Annotated in this window: 16 protein-coding genes; 11 read left to right on the forward strand and 5 right to left on the reverse strand. The window is 68.2% G+C overall.

Going from position 1 to position 19561, the window contains the following annotated elements; translation table 11 throughout:
- Positions 1-179: 179 nt before the first annotated feature.
- The 10 genes from J7500_RS13590 to J7500_RS13635 all read left to right on the forward strand — a co-directional run bounded on the left by J7500_RS13590 (position 180) and on the right by J7500_RS13635 (position 9689).
- Positions 180-1235: a sigma factor-like helix-turn-helix DNA-binding protein gene (locus J7500_RS13590; protein ID WP_294062333.1), complete on the forward strand. Its 1056-nt coding sequence runs from the start codon at positions 180-182 to the stop codon at positions 1233-1235.
- Between the two features lie 67 nt (positions 1236-1302).
- Entirely contained in the window at positions 1303-1818 is a 516-nt protein-coding gene (locus tag J7500_RS13595) for a hypothetical protein (protein ID WP_294062335.1), read from the forward strand.
- Between the two features lie 92 nt (positions 1819-1910).
- Positions 1911-3008 carry a helix-turn-helix transcriptional regulator gene (locus tag J7500_RS13600; protein WP_294062336.1) on the forward strand — a complete coding sequence of 366 codons (1098 nt, stop codon included), beginning with the start codon at positions 1911-1913 and terminating at the stop codon, positions 3006-3008.
- A gap of 140 nt (positions 3009-3148) precedes the next feature.
- The gene (locus J7500_RS13605; protein WP_294062337.1) at positions 3149-4714 is read left to right on the forward strand and encodes an EAL domain-containing protein; all 1566 of its coding nucleotides are present in this window, start codon (positions 3149-3151) and stop codon (positions 4712-4714) included.
- A gap of 41 nt (positions 4715-4755) precedes the next feature.
- Entirely contained in the window at positions 4756-5415 is a 660-nt protein-coding gene (locus J7500_RS13610; RefSeq protein WP_294062338.1) for a dTMP kinase, read from the forward strand.
- 99 nt (positions 5416-5514) lie between these two features.
- Positions 5515-6657 carry a fumarylacetoacetate hydrolase family protein gene (locus J7500_RS13615; RefSeq protein ID WP_294062339.1) on the forward strand — a complete coding sequence of 381 codons (1143 nt, stop codon included), beginning with the start codon at positions 5515-5517 and terminating at the stop codon, positions 6655-6657.
- Positions 6658-6723: 66 nt separating this feature from the next.
- Positions 6724-7542, forward strand: a complete 819-nt coding sequence (locus tag J7500_RS13620; protein WP_294062341.1) for an SDR family NAD(P)-dependent oxidoreductase — start codon at positions 6724-6726, stop codon at positions 7540-7542.
- A gap of 1 nt (position 7543) precedes the next feature.
- A complete protein-coding gene (locus J7500_RS13625; RefSeq protein WP_294062342.1) occupies positions 7544-8434 on the forward strand; it encodes an SMP-30/gluconolactonase/LRE family protein in 891 nt (296 codons plus the stop codon).
- 61 nt (positions 8435-8495) lie between these two features.
- A complete protein-coding gene (locus tag J7500_RS13630) occupies positions 8496-9251 on the forward strand; it encodes an energy transducer TonB (RefSeq protein WP_294062344.1) in 756 nt (251 codons plus the stop codon).
- A 72-nt stretch (positions 9252-9323) separates the two neighbouring features.
- Positions 9324-9689: a hypothetical protein gene (locus J7500_RS13635; protein ID WP_294062345.1), complete on the forward strand. Its 366-nt coding sequence runs from the start codon at positions 9324-9326 to the stop codon at positions 9687-9689.
- Here the strand turns inward: J7500_RS13635 and J7500_RS13640 are convergent.
- From J7500_RS13640 to J7500_RS13655, 4 genes are all read right to left on the reverse strand, one after another.
- On the reverse strand, positions 9675-10367 hold the full coding sequence (locus J7500_RS13640) for a GNAT family N-acetyltransferase (RefSeq protein ID WP_294062347.1): 693 nt from the start codon (positions 10365-10367) through the stop codon (positions 9675-9677). The two genes, J7500_RS13635 and J7500_RS13640, sit on opposite strands and share 15 nt — an antisense overlap.
- Before the next feature lie 172 nt (positions 10368-10539).
- The gene (locus tag J7500_RS13645; RefSeq protein ID WP_294062348.1) at positions 10540-12315 is read right to left on the reverse strand and encodes an IlvD/Edd family dehydratase; all 1776 of its coding nucleotides are present in this window, start codon (positions 12313-12315) and stop codon (positions 10540-10542) included.
- A gap of 81 nt (positions 12316-12396) precedes the next feature.
- The gene (locus J7500_RS13650; RefSeq protein ID WP_294062349.1) at positions 12397-13812 is read right to left on the reverse strand and encodes a sugar porter family MFS transporter; all 1416 of its coding nucleotides are present in this window, start codon (positions 13810-13812) and stop codon (positions 12397-12399) included.
- A 94-nt stretch (positions 13813-13906) separates the two neighbouring features.
- A complete protein-coding gene (locus J7500_RS13655; RefSeq protein ID WP_294062350.1) occupies positions 13907-15016 on the reverse strand; it encodes a LacI family DNA-binding transcriptional regulator in 1110 nt (369 codons plus the stop codon).
- Positions 15017-15164: 148 nt separating this feature from the next.
- On the opposite strand from J7500_RS13655, the gene J7500_RS13660 reads away from it, so the two are divergent.
- Entirely contained in the window at positions 15165-17582 is a 2418-nt protein-coding gene (locus J7500_RS13660; RefSeq protein ID WP_294062351.1) for a glycoside hydrolase family 3 N-terminal domain-containing protein, read from the forward strand.
- Between the two features lie 39 nt (positions 17583-17621).
- Here the strand turns inward: J7500_RS13660 and J7500_RS13665 are convergent, their stop codons facing one another.
- Complete coding sequence (locus J7500_RS13665; protein ID WP_294062352.1) at positions 17622-19553, reverse strand: glycoside hydrolase family 9 protein; 1932 nt, start codon at positions 19551-19553, stop codon at positions 17622-17624.
- Positions 19554-19561 lie beyond the last annotated feature (8 nt).

Here is a 19561-nt window from a genome sequence, read left to right on the forward strand (position 1 = left end):
GGCGAAAAAAATGTTAACCCTGGAAACCCGCAAAAATCCGCGAGTTTCGGGCACATTTTTAGGACTATGTACCTTTCCATATTGGATTGGTTAGATTCTGTTAGGAATAGCGGCGGCAAAAGCGTGTCCATGGACGGCGGGGGGGCCTGCGGTCCGGTCCAACCAGGGGGACACCTGAAATGTCGAAGACCACGGTCGCGCTCGAAGCTGCAGTTGCCATCGTCATCGAGAACACGCCCAAGGACGCGAAGCAGACCGCGCGCCAGCGCGCCGAAGTCGATCGCGCCTTCGCCCGAATCCTCAAGCTGATCGCCCCGCGCATCCGCCACTTCATCCGCCAGTACGGCCTCACCGCCCATTGGGACGACGCCGAGCAGTGCTGCGCGATCGCCGTGCACCGCGCCATCCAGGCCTATGAGCCCGAGAAGGCGCAGTTCACCACCTTCGTGAACTGGCAGATCCGCGGCGAGCTGCAGAGCCTGCGCTTCCGCCTGATGACCGACCAGCGCCCGTCGGCGAAGAAGGTCGAGGCGACCACGGTTTCGCTGAGCGCCCTGTCGGTCTCGCCCGACGGCGAGGAAATGTCGCCCGAGGCGATGATCGAGGACGAAGACGCCCTCGCCCGCACCGAAGCCGCCGCCTCGGACTATCTCGCCGATGGCGCGATCGCCTCGCTGATCGACGCCTATGTCGATCACCTCCGCAAGGTGGGCATCGAGCAGCTCCGCCGCCGCCCGCGCCCGAAGCGCGAGGAAGCCGCGCTGCGCCGCGAGGGTCCGCGCCTCCGCGTCGCGACCTATGGCATCGATCCGGCCGAGCTGCAGAAGCTCGAGGACAAGCTGGCCCGCGATCGCGAGATCGTCGCCCGCCGCGTGTTCCAGGCCTCGACGCTCGACGACCTGTCGCTCGACACCGGCGTGACCAAGGAGCGCGTGCGCCAGATCACCAAGCGTGCCGCCAAGACGATCGCCGAGATCGCCGCCGCCGATCCGCGCTTCGCGGTGATGGCCGAATATGGCGAGCCGGGCGCGACCAAGCGCCGCCAGCCGGCCGCTGCGCCTGCCGCCGCGATCCTGCCGGACCCGCAGCTTCCGCACAACCGCCTCGCCCGTGTCGAGGCCGTTGCTCCGGCGGCGCTCGCCACCGTCGCTGCCGCCAAGGGCGCGACCACCGAGGCCGTCGAGGCGATCCACCTTGCCGGACCGGCCGTCTCGCCGAGCGCTGCGCTGCATTGATTTGAACGCTTCGGTCCTCGGGCCGAACGCGCATCCTATAAATCAATCATCGTAGCGGGGGATCGTGATGTCGATTGAGAGCAATGGCGTGGTGGAAACGGCGGGCTGGACGATGTTGCCGCGGCCCAACCGTCGGCTGAGCGCGCTCGCCGCCGAAGCCGCCCGCTGTGCGCAGGCGCTGCTTCCGGAAAACGCCGGGCTTTTCCTGGGGCTGGAAACCGATGCCGAAGGCGCGATCCGCCTGCTCTGGTGGCGCCGCGACGATTTCAAGCTGATCGCGCAAATCACGGCGACGCCCGAGGGCTTCTGCCCCGAGGACAGCGACGAAGGCGCGCTCCAGGAAGCCGCTGCAGCACTGCTCGATTATCTTGCGGGCCGCTGGCCTACGCCGCCTGCCGACTATGGCGTGATCACCGACGGTGTCGGCGTTGCTTTCGCGCCAAATCATCCGGCGCCTTCCGCCGAGGGATGGCTGTTGCGCCAGGCAAGCAGCGCGTCGGCGCTGCTGGCGATATTGCCGCTCGATCCCAATGGTCCGTGCGCACTGCTTTCGGGAACTGGACGCCGGCAAGTCATCCATTAATATGATTTTGTAGTTAATCTTGCATTATCCTCGAATTAATTCTTTATAGTCCCAATGCGCGGCCGGTTGGACCGCCCGGGGGGATGGGGATAATGATCAAGGCCGAGGACAGGAGCCGCTTTGGCGGTGTCCCGTCGGCGCGCGGTGAAGCGCCGATCGACCTGCGCCGCACGATCGTCTTCCCCAACCGCATGCGCGAGCTCCGGCGCGCGTTCGGCTTTCCCAAGCTGCTGCGACTTTCGGCCAGCCTTCCCGAAATACCCTATATCCGCCTGTCGAAGATCGAGCGCGGCGAAGTCGTGCCCCGCCCCGACGAGCTCCGCCGCGTCGGCCAGGCGCTGGGCATCGCCCCTGCCGAGCTGCTGCTCGACGTCGACGCGCCGGGCTTCGACCTGGCGGCATGGGCCGAACCCTTCGAGGAAGGCGGAATCGACGAGGCGGAGGAACGTTTCGCAGTCTATCTCGGCGCGGCGCTGCGTGCACGGCGCACGAGCGACCCGGCGCTGACCATCGCCGTGATCGAGCAGGATTTCGGAATCCCGCCGGTCAATCTCTCGCGGCTGGAGAATGCGCAGAAGACCTTCGCGCGCTGGAACGCGGCGACCCGGAGCGCGCTGTTCGCGCTGTTCGGCGTCCGCGACGAAGCGAAGCTGCGCGCGCATGTCGAGGCGCAGCAGCGCTCGGGCGCGCTCGATTCGTTCATCAAGGCCATCGCCGACCCCGAGCTGCGTCGCGAGCGGATGCGCGCGCGGATCGCCGAGCTCGCCGTCGCGCTCGCACAAGCTGCGCCGCCCTCCCCTGCTCCCCCGCCGGTCGCCGACGCTCCGCTGCACCTGGTGCCGGTGTTCGGCGCGGCGCTGCCGGACGGTCTGATCGCCGAGACTCCTACCGGGCGGACCGTCGAGGCGCCGCGCGCGGCGGGGCCGCGTGCCTTCGCGCTGCGCACCGGTCGCGCGACGCTGGGCGCAGGGCTGCCCGCCCAGGCGATCGTGATCGTCGACCCGGACCAGTATCCCAGCCCCGGAGGACTGGCCGCGGTGCGCGAGGAAGCGGGATGGCGGCTGGTCTCCGTCGGCTCGGACCGCGACGGGCGGATGATCGGCTACAGCATCACCCCCGAGCGCGCGCTGGTGCTCGACGAGCAGGATCCTTCGCAGCTCGCGCGAATAGTCGCGGCGCTTTACGTCTGACGAATATTTCCGCAACCATATCTGCTACTTGGTCTTAACCTTCCTATAAGTAACTGAATGCGCGGCAGGCGCCGCAGGGGGAAGGTTTTTCGATGAACGCGGGCCAATGGCGAGGGATGGGCGCATGTCGCGGCCTCGCGATGGCCGTTCTCCCGCTGCTTGGTACAGCGGCTTTCGCGATCGCCTTCAATGCCGCGGAGCGATTCGAGCGATTCGCCGCCGCGCACGAAGCCTGGCAGCTCGACGAACTGGCTTTTGCCGCAGCTTGCAGCGGGCTGATCTCGCTCGTGCTGCTGGTCTGGTCCAACTACCGCCTGTGCCGCCAGCTGCAGCTGCGCCAGCGCGCCGAGAACGAGGCGCAGGCGCTCGCACTGCGCGATCCCCTCACCAGCCTGCCCAACCGGCGCGCGATGGCTGCAGCGATCGACGCTGCGCGGCGCGATTCACCGGGGGCGAGCTTCAGCGTGCTGATGATCGACCTCGACCGGTTCAAGCCGATCAACGACACCTATGGCCATGAGGGTGGCGACGCGGCGCTGCGTATCGTCGCGGCGCGGCTCGAGGAGCTTGCTGCCGGCCGCGGGCTCGCCGCGCGCATGGGCGGCGACGAGTTCGCCTGCCTGATCCGCCACCCCGAAGGCAGCGGCGCCCCCCACGACATGGCGCAGGCGATCCTCCAGGCCTTCGCCAAGCCGCTCCAACTGACCGGCGGCCTGGCCGAGGTCAGCGCATCGGTGGGGATCGTCACGGCGAGCGAGGATTGCGAATCGACCGACGACATGCTGCGTGCCGCCGATTTCGCGATGTACCGCGCGAAGAAGGCGGGCCGCTCCAACTGCGCGATCTTCGTGCCCGAAATGGCCGACGAAATGCGCCGACGCGCGGCGCTGGAGCTCGACATCCGCGCCGGGCTCCACCGCGGCGAGTTCACGCCCTTCTTCCAGCCGATCGTGGCGCTCGCCACCGGCGAAGTCGTGGGCTTCGAGGCGCTGGCGCGCTGGCGGCACCCGCACAACGGCATGGTCGGGCCGGACGTATTCATCCCGATCGCCGAGGATGCCGGCATCATCCAGGAACTGGGCTTCGCGATGCTGCGCCGCGCCTGCTGCGAGGCACGCGGCTGGCCACCGCACCTGACGCTCTCGATCAACATCTCGCCGCTCCAGCTCAACGACCCCTGGCTGGCCCAGCGCATCCTGCAGGTGCTGTGCGCCACCGGCTTTCCGGCCGGACGGCTGGTGGTCGAGATCACCGAGAGCCGGCTGGTGAGTGACATTGCCGCGGCGCGCGCGGTGATGCTCTCGCTCAAGAGCGCAGGCGTCCAGATCGCGCTCGATGATTTCGGCACGGGCTATGCCAGCCTCAAGCATCTGCGCGAGCTGGCGTTCAACCGGATCAAGATCGACCGGAGCTTCACCGAGAATGTCCGCGCTCCCGAAAGCGCGCAGATCATCCGCGCGATCCTGAGCCTGAGCGAGGGGCTGGGGCTGCCGGTGACGGCGGAGGGCCTCGAATCGGCGGAAAGCGCGGAGATGCTCGCGGGTCTCGGCTGCGACTATGGCCAGGGCTATCTGTTCAGCCCGCCCGTCGATTCCGCTCGCGCGCTCGAGATCGCCCGCGGCGTGCGCTATGCCGCGCCGCGCACGACCGAGCGCCGACGCCCCGCCTCTGCCCCCGCGGCCAAGCAACCGCGCTACGGCACCTGAACGCGCCGTGACATCGTCCGCCGCCATGCTAAGGCGGCGCCATGGGCATGTTGATCGCGATCGAGGGGGCCGACGGCGTCGGCAAGAACACTGCGTGCAGGGGGCTTTGCGACGCGCTGACCGCCAGCGGGCGCAGCGCGACGGTGATCGGCTTCCCGCGCTATGGCGAGACCGTCGGCGGAGTGACCATCGGCCGCTTCCTGGCCGGCGAGATGGGCGTGCCGGTCAGCCCGCGCGCCGCGGCGGTGCTCTACGGGCTCGACCGGCTCGAATGGCGCGACGCGCTGCTGGAGGCGCAGGCGGCGCACGATGTCGTGATCTTCGATCGCTACATCGCCTCGAACATGGCCTATCAGGCCGCGCGGACCGGCGATGCCGCCGAGGCGCGTGCGATGATGGACTGGATCCTGGCGCTCGAAACCGGGCAGTTCGCCCTGCCCCGCCCCACGCTCTCGATCTATCTCGATACGCCCTGGGAACTGGCGCGCACGCTGATCCTCCAGAAGGCGCAACGCAGCTACACCGACAAGAGCTTCGACGAATATGAAGCCGATGTCGCACTCCAGCAGCGTGTCCGCGCCAATTACGAGGCGATGGTGGCAGCAGACCTGCTCGGCCCTTGGAAAGTAGTGCATGCGAGCGACGGAAAAGCGATGCGCGCGCCGGAGCAGATCGTAAGCGAAATCGTCACGTACCTGTAAAAAGCGATGGGAGCCTCGACTCGGCGCTCCCACGGCTTGACACGGCTGCCGCAAGCGCCGCATGGTAGCGCTATCAAAACACAGTTTGGGCGAGAGGTCTTGGAAGCGTCTTCTACTGCTTTGCTCCCTGCGGATCATGCGCAGGCAATCCTGGTCGGTCGCGTTCTGCTGCCGCAGGGGCCTACGCCCGTCGTGGTCCGCGGCGGCACGGTGTACGACGTCTCGGCGACCGCCCCGACCGTCGCCGATCTGCTCGAGCGCGAAAACCCCGGTGCGGCCGAGGGCGTGGCGATCTGCGCGATCGAGGCGATCGGCACCGAATCGGGCCCGCGCCTGCTCGCCCCCATCGACCTTCAGTGCGTCAAGGCCTGCGGCGTCACCTTCGCGGTCTCGGCGATCGAGCGCGTGATCGAAGAGCGTGCGCGCGGCGACGCCGACAAGGCGGCGACGATCCGCGGCGACCTGGAAGCCAAGGTGGGCGGCGGCATCCGCTCGGTCGTCCCGGGCAGCGCCGAGGCGGCGAACCTCAAGGCCGCACTGATCGACGCCGGCATGTGGTCGCAGTATCTCGAAGTCGCGATCGGCCCCGATGCCGAGGTGTTCACCAAGGCGCCCGTGCTCTCCTCGGTGGGCTGGGGCGATGACATCGGCATCCGTTCGGACAGCGACTGGAACAACCCCGAGCCCGAGATCGTGCTCGTCGTCGACCGCAACGGCACCCCGCGCGGCGCCACGCTGGGCAACGACGTCAACCTGCGCGACTTCGAGGGCCGCAGCGCGCTGCTGCTCGGCAAGGCGAAGGACAACAACGCCTCGACTTCGATCGGCCCTTTCATCCGGCTGTTCGACGACAGCTTCACGATGGACGACGTCCGCTCGGCCGTGGTCGACCTCACTATCGACGGCCCCGAAGGCTATCGCCTCTCGGGCACCAACAAGATGAGCGAGATCAGCCGCGATCCGACCGACCTGGTCCGCCAGGCGCTGAGCGAGCACCAGTATCCGGACGGCTTTGCACTGTTCCTCGGCACGCTATTCGCGCCGGTGCAGGACCGCGACCATGTCGGCCGCGGCTTCACGCACAAGGTGGGCGACGTGGTCCGCATCGCCACGCCGAAGCTCGGCACGCTGGTCAATCGCGTGACGACCTCCAAGGCCGCCGCGCCCTGGGAATTCGGCATCCGCGACCTGATGCGCAACCTGGCCGAGCGTGGCCTGCTGGCGCCGAAGTCCAACGCATGAACCGGCCGGCGCGCCGCCCCCTTCCCTCCTTCGGCGCGCTCCGCCCTCACAAGAAATCGGAACCCAATGTACGAAAGCGAAACCCTGGTGTCGGAAGCTGATCCCAAGCACTTGCCGCTCGCGCGCGATCAGCGGGCCGTCTACCCCAGTCTGAAGGGCAAGCGCGTCCTGATCACCGGGGGCGGCTCCGGTATCGGCGCCGGTATCGTCGAAGGTTTCGTCCGCCAAGGAGCCGACGTCACCTTCTTCGACATCGCCGAAGCGGACTCGCAAGAGCTGCTCGACAGCCTGAAAGACGCCGAGAAGGCGCCGGTCTTCAAGCGCGTCGACCTGACCGACATCAAGGCGGTGCAGGGCACGATCCAGGGCCTGATCGACGAGAACGGCGCGTTCGACGTGCTGATCAACAACGCCGCCAACGACGATCGCCACACGATCGAGCAGGTGACCGAGGAATATTGGGACAACCGCATCAGCGTAAACCTGAAGCACCTGTTCTTCGCCGCTCAGTCGGTGATCCCGGGCATGAAGGCCAAGGGCGGCGGCGTGATCGTCAACCTGGGCTCGATCTCGTGGCACCTCGCGCTCGAGGAGCTGACGCTCTACCAGACCGCCAAGGCGGCGATCGAGGGCCTGACCCGCAGCTTCGCGCGCGAGCTCGGCCCCGACAACATCCGCTCGGTCTGCATCGTACCCGGCAACGTCAAGACGCCGCGCCAGATGAAGTGGTACACGCCCGAGGGCGAGGCCGAGATCGTCAACGCGCAGTGCCTCAAGGGCCGTCTCGTCCCCGACGACATCGCCGCCATGGCTTTGTTCCTTGCATCGGACGACGCCCGGCTGGTAACCGGCCACGAATTCTTCGTGGATGCAGGGTGGCGCTGAGATGAGCAAAGTAGCGGTTTCCGAGCCCGTCAGCGTCTGGCAGCTCGGAGCACCGCTGGGCGAAGGCCCGGTGTGGGTAGAGCGCGACCAGGCGCTGTGGTTCGTCGACATCAAGAGCCACAAGATCCACCGCTACGACCCCGCCACCGGCGGCACCCGCAGCTGGGATGCGCCGGGCCAGGTGGGCTTCATCCTTCCGATCCAGAGCGGCGGCTTCGTCGCCGGCCTGCAGACCGGCCTCGCCCGTTTCGACGAGCGTGACGGCAGCTTTACGCCGATCTGCTCGCCCGAGCCGGACAAGCCCGGCAACCGCCTCAACGACGCCACCGTCGATTCGCTCGGCCGCCTCTGGTTCGGCAGCATGGACGACAGCGAAGAGGCGACCACCGGCGCGATCTACCGCCTTTCGGCCGAGGGGAATTGCGTCTCCGCCAGCCCGCTCTGCTCGATCACCAACGGGCCCGCAGTGAGTCCGGACGGCAAGACGCTCTACCATGTCGATACGCTGGGCGGCATCATCTACGCCTGCGACATCGACGATGCGGGCATGCTGGTGAACCGCCGCGAATTCACGCGCATCCCCTTCGGCGAAGGCTATCCGGACGGCCCCACGGTCGACAGCGAAGGCTGCGTCTGGGTCGGCCTCTACATGGGCTGGGGCGTGCGCCGCTATTCGCCCGCGGGCGAGCTGCTCGAGGAAGTCAAGTTCCCGGTGAGCGCGATCACCAAGATCGCCTTCGGCGGGCCGAACCTCAAGACGGTCTATGCGACCACCGCCAACAAGCACATCGCCCCCGGCGACCTGGCGAAGGAGCCGCATGCCGGCGACCTGTTCCGCTTCGAAGTGAGCGTCCCCGGCCAGAAGGGCATGCTGATCCGCGAAGGCGTCTGACGCCGGTCTTCCTGTCCGGGGATAGGGAGCAGGAAGCCGCCGAGCGCGTTCGGAACGGGCGATGTACGTCCGTTCCACGCGCGCCGATCGGACCCGTGCTGCCGCGATCGCCGCAGCGATCATGGCCGTGGCCGGCTATGCTTTCATCGCCGGGCTGACGCTCCACATCTCGTACAAGCCGGGCGAAAGCCTGAAGCTCTTCCAGGTCCCGCCCGAGCCACCTCCCCCGCCCAAGGAGGAGACCAAGGCGCCCGAAGAGAAGAGCCGCAGGCCCGAGGGGCGCGCCGCGCCGCCCAATCTGCGCTCCGAGCCGACCGAGGTGGTCGCGCCCAAGCCGGTGATCCCGCTGCCCGTGCCGCCCCCCGTCCCCGCCGCGCCGATCGCGGGGACGGGCAGCGCGCCCACGGCAGGGAGCGCCGACATCGTCGGGCCCGGCACCGGCGCCGGCGGCGTGGGCACCGGGCGCGGCAGCGGCGGCGCCGGTGAAGGCACCGGCGGCGGGGGCGACGGGAGCCCGCCACGGCGTCGCAGCGGCCATCTGAGCGACGCTGACTATCCGCGCGCGGCGTTCGAGGTCGGCGCCTCGGGAACGGTAGGTGTGCGCTATCTCGTCTGGACCGACGGGACGGTACGCGACTGCGAGATCGCGCAGTCGAGCGGCAACCGCGTGCTCGATGAGACGACCTGCCGGCTGATCATGCAGCGATTCCGCTACTGGCCCTCGCTCGACGCGCAAGGGCGCCCGGTGCCGGCGCTCATCCTCGAATACCATACCTGGGTGATCAACGAGGAGCCGGTGGTGCGGCGGCGGCGCTAGCGGCGGCGCTGTCAAGTTCATCGCCGGTACAACGCGGCGATCGGATCATTCGGTGGAGATTGGGGATTGCCGATGATCGCCGCATTCGCCGTACTGCTGATCGCCCAGGCCGCGCCGGCGCCGGCCGACACCGTCACCGACGCCCGGATCCTCGCCTTCGCCGCGGCGCCCTGGGACAAGCAGGATCGCGGCGCCCGCCTGCGGGAGCTGGGCGTGCACCACGGCACGCGCGTGCTGGTGGACTATCCCTGCTCGGACGTTTGCCCCAGTTACACGACGCGGATCATCCATTACGCCGTCGAGCCCGGGCCGGATTGCACGCGGATCGGCGGCGTCGTTCGGGAGGCCGTGATCCCGCGCGGTATCGCGTCGAACCGCAAGTCCTTCTGCGTGCCCGCGGTGCTGGGGACGCAGCTGATCCCCCTAGGCGGAGGCTGACGCAGCCGGGGCGAGCACGGTCACGACCATCCCGCAGCGCTGGCGGAAGCCGAGCGCCTCGTAGAGCGCGATGGCGCCGTCATTGTCGGCATAGGCGTGGAGGAAGGGTGTCTCGCCGCGGGCGACGATGCGCTCCGCCACCACATGCATCAGCGCGCCGGCATAGCCATGGCCGCGGAAATCGGGATGGGTGCAGACGCCGCTGACTTCGGTGAAGCCCGCCGGCTTCATCCGCTCGCCGGCCATGGCGACGAGGCGGCCATCGATCTTGACGCCGATGAAGTCGCCGAGACGATGTGTGCGGCTGAAGAAGGGGCCGGGCTCGGTGAGCGTGGCAAGCGCGAGCATGTCGGGCGCATCGGCATCGGTGAACGCGGCGAAATCGCTGACCGTCCGCGGCCGCGCGAGCGCCTCGGCGATCATCTGCACGCCGAGGCGCGTCTTCTCGACGCATGTGCCGGGCACGGGCGGCAAGGCTTCGCGCGCGAGCACGATAGCCGGGCCGGTGCCGCCGACGAGGCTGCCGAGCGCTTCGAGCGATTGGCTCGAGTGATCCTCGGCGGCGGCGAAGATTGCGTAATCGCCGTCGTAGCGAAGCGCCCTGCCCTCGCCGCGCGCGAGATGCGATTGGACGGTGCGCAGGGCGGTCCAGGCCGGGTTGTCGAGCGGGTGCGCCATGGACGGCATCTTACGCTTCTCGCGCGACGGGAGAAGGCGGACGTTCTCCTCCCCCATTTTTGTCACCCGGCCTTGTGCCGGGCCCACGCCGCCTCACCGGCCGACCTTCAGCTTCCCGCTCCACGCTCGCCTCCCGGGGACCCCGGCACAAGGCCGGGGTGACGGAGGGATATCAGTGGTTGTGCCGCGGCACCTTCTCGCTGGTGCGGCGGTACTTGAGCGCGAAGTCGAGCGTCCCGCCCTCGCCGAGCTGGCCGACCTTCTCGCGGTACAGCTCTTCCCACGGCGTGTTGCTCTCCGGGATCGGCGGCGCAGGCTCGCCCTTGCGGCGGGCGATCTCGGCTTCGTCGACCAGCGCGTCGCAGCGGCCGGTGTTGAGGTCGATGCGGATGACGTCGCCGGTGCGCAGCCACGAAAGGCCCCCGCCCGCCGCGCTCTCGGGCGAGGCGTTGAGGATCGACGGGCTGTCCGACGTGCCCGACTGGCGGCCGTCGCCGAGCGTCGGCAGGCTCATGATGCCCTTCTGGATCAGGTGATCGGGCGGCTGCATGTTGACCACCTCTGCCGAGCCTGGCCAGCCGAGGACGCCCGCGCCGCGGATGACGAGGATGCAGTTCTCGTCGATGTTCAGCGCCGGATCGTTGATGCGGTGGTGATAGTCGTCCGAGCCGTCGAAGATGATCGCGCGGCCCTCGAACACCCCTTCGGAGCCCGGGCGCGAGAGATAGCGGGCACGGAAATCCTCGCCGATCACGCTCGTCTTCATGATCGCCATGTCGAAGAGATTGCCCGAGAGGACGAGGAAGCCCGCCTTCTGCTTGAGCGGCGCGTCCCAGGGCAGCACCACGTCGCGGTCGGTGACCTGGCGGCCGGCGACGTTCTCGGCGAGCGTCTTGCCGGTGCAGGTCATCACGCTACCGTCGAGCGCGCCGTTGGCGAGCATCTCGGTGAGCACCGCGGGGATGCCGCCGGCGCGGTGGAAGCGCTCCGAGAGGTACTCGCCCGCGGGCTGCATGTTGACGACGAGCGGCAGGTCATAACCCTGGCGCCAGTCGTCGGGCGTGATCTCGATACCGGCGTGCGCAGCCATGGCGTTCAGGTGCGGCTGGGCGTTGGTCGAGCCGCCGATCGCGGTTAGCAGCTTGATCGCGTTGAGGAAGCTCGCCTTGCTGAGGATCTTCGACGGGCGCAGGTCCTCATAGGCCATTTCGACGATGCGCTTGCCGGTCTCGTACGCCATCTGGCCGCGTTCGCGGTAGGGCGCGGGGATCATCGCGCAGCCGGGGAGCGACATGCCCAGGCCTTCCGCGATCGAGTTCATCGTCGAGGCAGTGCCCATGGTGTTGCAATGGCCCGACGACGGTGCGCTCTCCATCGCGCGCTTGAGGAACTCGGCCTCATCGATCTCGCCCGCGGCCATCTTGCGGCGGCTGCGCCAGATCACCGTGCCCGAGCCCACCAGCTCGCCCTCGTGCCAGCCGTCGAGCATCGGGCCGCCGGAGAGGACGATCGCGGGGATGTCCACCGTCGAGGCCGCCATCAGCGAGCTGGGTGTGGTCTTGTCGCAGCCAGTGGTGAGGATCACCGCATCGATCGGATAGCCGTTGAGGATCTCGACCAGCCCGAGATAGGCGAGGTTGCGGTCCAGCGCCGCGGTCGGGCGGCGGCAATTCTCGAAGATCGGATGGAGCGGGAATTCCATCGGGACGCCGCCCGCCGCCAATATGCCCTCGCGTGCGCGCTTCACCGTCTCGAGGTGGATGCGGTTGCACGGCGCGATGTCGCTGCCCGATTGCGCGATGCCGACGATCGGCTTGCCCGAACGAAGCTCATCGGGAGTGATGCCGTAGTTCATGAAGCGCTCGAGATAGAGCGCGGCCATGTCGGCGCGGCCGGGGGCGTCGAACCATTCGCGCGAACGGAACGGGCGGGCGGGGGTGCGGGTCATAAGCTCCTCTTTTCGTGCAGAGGGGCGCAGGCCTCGCGGCCCGCGCCCCTCCCCATATTACTTAACGACTGAAGGCCAGGATCAGCCTTCCATCGCCTCCAGTTCCTTGCCCTTCGTCTCGTGGATGAAACGCTGGACGAGGAAGAAGCTGATCACCGCGCAGACAGCGTAGAAGCTGTAGCTGGCGGCGAGGCCCCACTTGGTGAGCATCACCGGGAAGCTCTGGGCGATCAGGTAGTTGGCGAACCACTGGGCGAAGCCGCAGACAGCGAGCGCCGAGCCACGGATCTGGTTCGGGAACATCTCGCCGAGCATCACCCACATCACGGGGCCCCAGGAGACGTTGAAGAAGATCACGTAGAGGTTGGCCGCGACGACCGCAATCATGCCGCTGTGCCCCGGCAGGACCAGCGCGCCGTCGGCCAGCGAGCCCTGCGCGAAGGCATAGACCATCACGAACAGCGTGACCGCCATGCCCGCCGAACCGATGAGCAGCAGCGGCTTGCGACCGATCTTGTCGATCACGGCGATGGTGACGAAGCAGGCGGCGATCGAGACGAAGCCCGAGACGATGTTGATCAGCAGCGAGTCATTCTCGGTGAAGCCCGCGGCCTGCCACAGCGTCGAGCCATAGTAGAAGATCACGTTGATGCCGACGAGCTGCTGGAACACCGCGAGCAGCAGACCGGCCCAGACGATCGCCCGGATGCCGAGGAAGCCGCGGCCGCCGGCCGGCGTCAGCACGTCGCTGAGGCGCGGGCGGTGATCGGCCGAGAAGCTCGCCTGGATCTCGGCGAGCTTGGTCGAAGCTTCCGCCGGACCGAACAGGCTGGTGAGCACGTGATTGGCTTCGTCGTTGCGGCCCTTGGAAACCAGGTAGCGCGGGCTCTCCGGAATGAAGAACAGCGCGACGAGGAACACTGCCGCCGGGATCGCCTGCATCAGGTACATCCAGCGCCACGCCTCGATGCCGCCCCAGAAGATGTTGGTCGACGCGCCTGCCGCAGCGGCGAGGTAGTAGTTGACCACGAAGGCGGCGGTGAGGCCCGAGATGATCATGATCTGCTGGACCGTCGTCATCCGGCCGCGAATGTTCGCGGGCGCGACTTCGGAGATATAGGCGGGCGACAGCACCGATGCGGCGCCCACCGCCATGCCGCCGAGGATACGGGCGATGACGAAGATATTGTGATCGTGCGCAAGTCCCTGGACCAGCGCACCGACGAGGAAGAGGAACGCGGCGATCCGCATCACGTTGCGGCGGCCCATCTTGTCGGCGAGCGTGCCGGCGAAGAAGGCGCCGATGACGCAGCCGATCAGCAGCGAGCCGACCGTGAAGCCGAGCCCGGCATCGTCGAGCGCGAACGCAGCCTTGAGGCCCGGCTGGGTGCCGTTCACTGCGCCGCTGTCATAACCGAAAAGCAAGCCGCCGATCGTGGCCACCGCCACGATGGCGCTGATCAGGCCGATATTGGCCCTCTCCGCCGTCTTATTCATCCCCAAATCCTCTCCCTACCCCCCGGCCGAATGGCGGGCGTGTTAGCGGTAACGGTGGCGCGATCCTGCGAGAAAAGCAATGCTCTTCTCGCCGTCAGCGATGCTCCCCGACGCGCGCGCCGACGCTTCCTTCGCGGCGGCGTCGTTCCCCGACAGCGCGCGGCGCGGCGGAGGATTCGCGCACGATCAGCTCGTGATCGAGCACCTGCTCCTCGAGCTTGTCTGACGGGCCGCCGCGGTGCGAGCGGATGCGCGCGAGCAGCAGGTTGAGCGCCGATTCCGCCATCGCCGAGATCGGCTGGCGGATCGTGGTGAGCTCGGGCCAGATGGTGGTGGCGAGCGACGTGTCGTCGAAGCCGACGATGCTGAGATCCTGCGGCACGTGCAGCCCGCAGCGATGCGCGACGCCGACCGCGGCGGCGGCCATGTCGTCGTTGCTCGCGAAGATAGCAGTGGGCGGATCGGCGCGGTCGAGCAGGCGCTCGGTGGCGACGATGCCCGAGCGGAAAGTGAAATAGCCCTGCTCGACCGGCATAGCCTTCACATCGAGCCCGGCCTCTTCGATCGCCGCGACGAAGCCGCGATAGCGCTCGGCGGAGGAGGTCTGGTTGGGATTGCCGCGGATGAAGCCGATGTTGCGGTGGCCGAGATCGATCAGGTGGCGCGTGATCGCAGCGGCGGCCGCATAGTCGTCGATGCGGACGTTGAGGCTGCGCGCAGGCGGGCGGCCCATCGCGACCGACACCCAGGGAATGCCCGCGGCATCAAGCTCGGCGCGGACCGGCGCGGATTCGGAGAGCGGCGGCGGCAGGATCACACCCTCGACGCTGGTCGCGACGAAGCTGCGGGTCGCCTCGGCCTGCTCCTCGGCGCCTTCGCTCTCGCAGGCCTCGAGCACCAGGTGGCAGCCAGCGCGGCGCGCGGCGGCCAGTGCGCCGATCAGGAACTGCGAGAGATAGGCGGCCGACGGGTTGGAATAGAGCAGCCCGATCTGCGTCGCCTCGCCTGCAGCCAGGCTGCGCGCGGCGCTGTTCGGCGAATAGTTGAGCTTCTCGATCGCCTCGAGCACCGCAGCGCGCGTGCTCTCACGGACATTGGTGCCGCCGTTCACCACGCGCGACACGGTCATTGCCGACACGCCCGCTTCCCGCGCAACATCCTGCACGGTAACGGTACCACGGCTCCTGCGGCTCGGTTTGCTCATCTTGCCCCCGTGGCATAGGTGCAACGAATCGACAAAGCAATCAACGCCCTGTCGCGAGTCCGCTTCGGTTGACCCGACGCGGCGCCCGCTTTAGCTGATAGCGCTACCAGAAAAACGGCGCGAGGGGCGCCCCCGTTAGGAGAGAAACGTGCCTGCTTCGCGCCGCCCGGGCTCGACCCGCCATATCCGTATCGCTGCTCTTGCGGCCGTCGCCGCTGCGGCGCTTTCGCCCGCGCTCGTCGCCGTCGCCCAGGCGCAAACCAGCCGCGCCGACAAGCCGCTGTACAAGGACGCCTCCCAGCCGGTCGAGGCGCGCGTCGAGGATCTGCTCAAGCGCATGACGCTGGAGGAGAAGGTCCAGCAGATGGTCGCCATCTGGCTGCACAAGGACCAGATCCAGACTCCCGAGGGCGATTTCGATCCGGTCGCGGCATCGAAGAACTTCCCCAACGGCCTGGGCCAGATCTCGCGGCCCTATGATCGGCGCGCGATCACCCAGGGGCCCGCCGCCGGCGCCGCCGCGGGCACGATCAACCGCAGCCCCGAGGACACTGCGCGCTACGTCAACGCCGCGCAGAAATGGGCAGTCGAGAAGACCCGCCTGGGCATTCCTATGATCATGCACGAAGAGGCGCTGCACGGCTATGTTGCGCCGGGCCGCACCAGCTTCCCCCAGGCGATCGGCCTGGCTTCGACCTGGGACCCCAAGCTGGTCGAGCGGGTCTTCTCGGTGGCGGCGCGCGAGATGCGCGCGGTCGGCGCGAACCTGGCGCTGGCGCCGGTGGTCGACGTCGCGCGCGATCCGCGCTGGGGCCGAATCGAGGAGACCTATGGCGAGGACCCGCATCTGGTCGGCGAGATGGGCCTCGCGGCGATCCGCGGCTTCCAGGGCACCACACTGCCGCTCGGCAAGGACAAGGTGTGGGTCACGCTCAAGCACATGACCGGGCACGGTCAGCCGGAGAGCGGCACCAACATCGGACCGGCGGTGGTCTCCGAGCGCACGCTGCGCGAAGTGTTCTTCCCGCCCTTCGAACGCGCGGTGACCGAACTGCCGGTGGGCGCGGTGATGCCCTCGTACAACGAGATCGACGGCATACCGAGCCACGCCAATCGTTGGCTGCTCAACGACGTGCTGCGCCAGGAATGGGGCTTCAAGGGCGCAGTGCTGAGCGACTATTTCGCGATCCGTGAGCTGATGACGCGACACAAGCTGTTCGACAATCTCGGCGACGCCGCGGTGCGCGCGGTCGACGCGACCGTCGACTTCGAGACTCCGGACGGCGAGGCCTATGCACTCCTCCCCAAGCTGGTCCGCGAGGGCCGGGTGAGCGAGGCGCAGATCGATGACGCGGTGCGCCGCATCCTGAGGCTCAAGTTCGAGGCCGGGCTGTTCGAGAACCCCTATGTCGACGTGAAGGCGGCGGCGCGGAAGACCGAGACCAAGGACGCGATCGCGCTCGCCCGCGAGGCCGCGCGAGAGGCGGTCGTGCTGCTCAAGAACGACCAGCAGCTGCTTCCGCTCGATGCCGGCAAGATCAAGCGGCTGGCAGTGATCGGCACCCACGCCAACGACACGCCGATCGGCGGCTACAGCGACGTGCCGCGGCATGTGGTGAGCGTGCTCGAGGGCATGAAGGCCGAGGGCAAGGGCAAGTTCGAAGTCGATTATGCCGAGGGCGTGCGGCTGACCAAGAGCCACGCCTGGGCGGCGGACGAGGTCGAGTTGGTCGACGATGCGACCAACGACCAGCTTCGCGCGCAGGCTATCGAGACGGCCAAGAAGGCCGACACGATCGTGCTGGTGCTCGGCGACAACGAGCAGCTCAGCCGCGAGGCCTGGGCCGACAATCACCTGGGCGACCGCAACAGCCTCGAGCTGATCGGCCCGCAGAACAAGCTGGCCGCGGAGATCTTCGCGCTCGGCAAGCCGGTGGTGGTGCTGCTGCTCAACGGGCGGCCGCTGTCGGTGAAGTATCTCTCAGAGAAGGCCCCCGCCCTGCTCGAAGGCTGGTATCTGGGCCAGGAGACCGGCAATGCCGTCGCCGATGTGGTCTTCGGCCGCGCCAATCCGGGCGGCAAGCTGCCGGTGAGCATCGCGCGCGACGTCGGCCAGTTGCCGATGTTCTACAACCACAAGCCGAGCGCGCGGCGCGGCTATCTCTTCGCCGAGACGAGCCCGCTCTATCCGTTCGGCTATGGGCTTTCCTACACCAGCTTCGCGATCGCGGCGCCGGTGCTGGAGCGAACCACGATCGGCCGCGACGAGAGCGTCAAGGTGCGCGTCGAGGTGGCCAACACCGGCGCCCGCGCGGGCGACGAGGTGGTGCAGCTCTATGTCCGCGACGACCTGGCGAGTGTCACGCGTCCGGTGAAGGAGCTCAAGGCCTTCGAGCGCGTGACGCTGGCGCCGGGCGAGAAGAAGACCGTGACCTTCGAGCTCAAGCCGCGCGACCTGTCGCTGTGGAACGTCGACATGAAGCGCGTGGTCGAGCCGGGGACGTTCACCATCTCGGCGGGGCCGAACTCGGTGGACCTCAAGAGCACCACGCTGACGGTGAAGTGATCTTCTCTCCCCTCCCTGCAAGGGAGGGGAGTTTGCTTGCTATTCCGCGAGCCAGTCCGCGACCCAGACCAGGGGAGCGTTCCAGTTGATCGCGACTTCGTTGAGCGCATAGGCGCGCGCGTCGTCGGCCCAGCAGGCCTGGGGGGCGCATTTGCCCTTCAGCTGCTTCGCGACATCGTCGCTCATCGCAGTCGAATTGGCGCCGCCCGAGAGCACTCCGGGCGGCGGCCCGGGTAGCCTGGGATCGAGCGAATGCGCCCAGAAGCGGTGGTGCGGGTTCATCATCGGCCGCCCCCCATAGCCGCTGACATAGCTGTGCCCGGTCGGGTTGCGGCCGAGGACATAGTCGACTGCGTCCACCACACCGGCGCGGTACTTGGCGTCGCCGGTGAAATCATAGGCGAGCGCGAGCAGCATCGCGCGATTGAGCAGGTTCGAATTCGAACCCCAGGGATAGTTGGCCGCGCCATAGGGGATGCGGAAGCCGTTGGTCTTCTCGTCGCCAAGGAAGGTGTCGGCCGCACCGACGATCGCGCGCTGGAGCCGCTGCGTCTCGTCGGATGAAAGGCCGGTGCGGACGGTGGCGAGGGTGATTGTGCCGAGCGGCGCGACGCGCGGCCAGCCGGGCTCGCCTGCAATGCGCGCGAAGTGCGGCGAGCGGCGCACCGCCTCGAGATAGGGCGCCTTCCCCGTGGTCGCGTAGAGCTCAGCCGCGGCCCAGTAGAATTCGTCGGAGAGGTCGTTGTCGCCATAGCCACCGCTGCCGGTGAAGCTGTTGGTGGCATAGATCTGCGGGTTGCGCGCCGCGGCCTTCCAGGCGCGTTCGGCAGCGGCGAGGCAGCGGGCAGCGAAAGCACCGTCCACGCCGCGCCAGATGCGCGCGCATTGCGCGGCGGTGGCGGCGAGGTTGAGCGTGGCACCGGTGGTGGGCGGATAGAGCAGCCGCTCCTCGGGGTCGTCCTGCGGCGGCATCGGCAGCGGAGTCCAGTTGCGGTCGGCGACCTTCTGGTGCGCCATGCCGCCCGCGTCGATCTCGGCGAAGTCGGTAGGCTGGGTCTCCCAGGCCGGGCGGCCCGGCGCGGCGGGCCTGGGCGGTCCGACCGGCACGCGCGTGCGGACGCCGTCGGCGATCTGCATGCGGAGCAGGAATTCCATCTCGTAGCGCGCTTCGTCGAGCAGCCCGCGCTGGTCGCTGCCCCGCTCGAAGGCATTGAGAAGCGTCCAGAGCGCGATGCCGCCGTTGACGACGTACTTGCCGTGGTCGCCCGCGTCGTACCAGCCGCCGGTGACGTCGAGCGCATAGCTGCAGCCCGGCCATTCCAGGCCGCGCTCGTCCTTGCCGGCGAAGCATTTGGCGACTTCGTGTGGGTGGCCGGCGGGGCGCGCCCATTGCGCGCCGACGATGCGCGCCTCGATCGGAGTGCCGGCGCGCTGGTGGTAGAAGAAGGCGAGCGCGTCGCGTGCGAGCGGGGCGTAGAGGCCGTCGCGGATCGCGAAGGGATCGCTCTCGGAGCCGCCGACGATCAGGCGATAGCCCTCGCCAGGCGTACGAAAGGCGCTGAAGTCGACGCGCTGGACGTCGTTGACCCCCGATGCGGGGTCGGGGCCGTAGAGTTGCGCCTTGCCCTCGAGCAGCGTGCGGCCCTGCTTGTCGACAAGCTTCCACGTCAGCGGCGCGCTACCGCCCTGAACGATCGCGAGCTTGGGGCTGTCGGGCTCGAAGCCGAGCTGGTTGAGGTAGATCGGAAGCGGCGGCGGGTTGGCCGCGGCGGGGGCATCGAGGGCGCCGGCGGCAAGGGCGAGCGCCAGAGCATAGCCGAAACGCCTCGCCTTTCCGTCACCCCGGCCGAAGTTCCGGAGCCCACCGCGAGGCTTGCCGAGGAGCAAGAGCCTCTTGTCCATGACGTGCGGCACCGTGGGCTCCGGCACTTCGGCCGGGGTGACGGGTTTTTGGAAAGGCTCGTCCCCCATTCGCTTGC

The organism is Sphingomonas sp., from assembly GCF_017744835.1.
GTDB lineage: Bacteria > Pseudomonadota > Alphaproteobacteria > Sphingomonadales > Sphingomonadaceae > Sphingomonas.